The sequence below is a fragment of the Limosilactobacillus agrestis genome (genome assembly GCF_014145585.1).
Classification (GTDB): domain Bacteria; phylum Bacillota; class Bacilli; order Lactobacillales; family Lactobacillaceae; genus Limosilactobacillus; species Limosilactobacillus agrestis.
Genome location: NZ_JACIVF010000042.1, coordinates 1 through 942 on the forward strand (window position 1 = coordinate 1; position 942 = coordinate 942).

Here is a 942-nt window from a genome sequence, read left to right on the forward strand (position 1 = left end):
ATATTCTTCAACAGCTTTAAGTTTAGTTTTAACGCTAATTTTGGTCATATAAAATACCCCCAGAGTTGATTTCCAACTCTGGGGGTACACGTCAAATTTAATTTGAAAATTCTGAGCTGTTCTTCTTTTTTCATATTCGGTGCCATTAAGGCAATTCCAATCTGTCCCGTAGCGTTCTTAATGCCCAATACTATGAATCTCTTAATCTTTTAAATTTTTAAGAACAATTTCTACATCGTACTTTTCAGAAAGTCATAATCAAGCGTAAATTACGAATTAATCATAAGTTGAAGATTATGTCCATTGCGTATTAGATCTTCTTTGAGGCGCACAAAGGGAGCTTTGTGATTAGTTTTCGAATAGCTATTTCATTATTTAAATAATTTAAAGGAAAGCGGAGTTAAATGAAACCCAAAGATTTCATTTAACTCCGCTTATATTACAGTCCTTTTCTGCCGTTAATGCCCTTTAAAGTCATTTCTAATTGAAAGGGATTAAGATTAACAATTAGTCCCGACGCTTCTTCTTACCAAGACCAAACATTGCGGCAAATGAAGCTAATCCTAAACCAACTAACGAAACGTTCTTATTAGCATCATTACCAGTTTGTGGTAAGGCCTTAGTATTTTCAGTGTTATTAGTAGGAGTTGTCTTATTAGCACTAGGTTGAACTGCGGAACCAGTGTTTTCAACATTACCTTGGTTATTATTACCCTGGTTGTTGTTGTTAATAACATTACCTTTACCATTATTGCTGTTATTGCCATTTTCTGGAGTAGTAGTTTTATCATCAACAACTGTTGGATTATTAGCTGGTTCGGTAACGATTACCTTAGTGGTTACAACATCTGTTGAACCATCTGGGTAAGTTACTGTAATTTGAACATCCTTAGTTCCTGGAGTTGATACATCTGGTGCACCATTAGTCCAAGTGTAACTAGT

At 34.7% G+C, this 942-nt stretch carries 1 protein-coding gene; it reads right to left on the reverse strand.

Features of this window, described 5'->3' with window-relative positions; translation table 11 throughout:
• Nucleotides 1-507 precede the first annotated feature (507 nt).
• Nucleotides 508-942, reverse strand: a 435-nt coding sequence (locus H5R88_RS03425; RefSeq protein ID WP_182600243.1) for a Rib/alpha-like domain-containing protein, incomplete at its 5' end; no start/stop codon positions are given.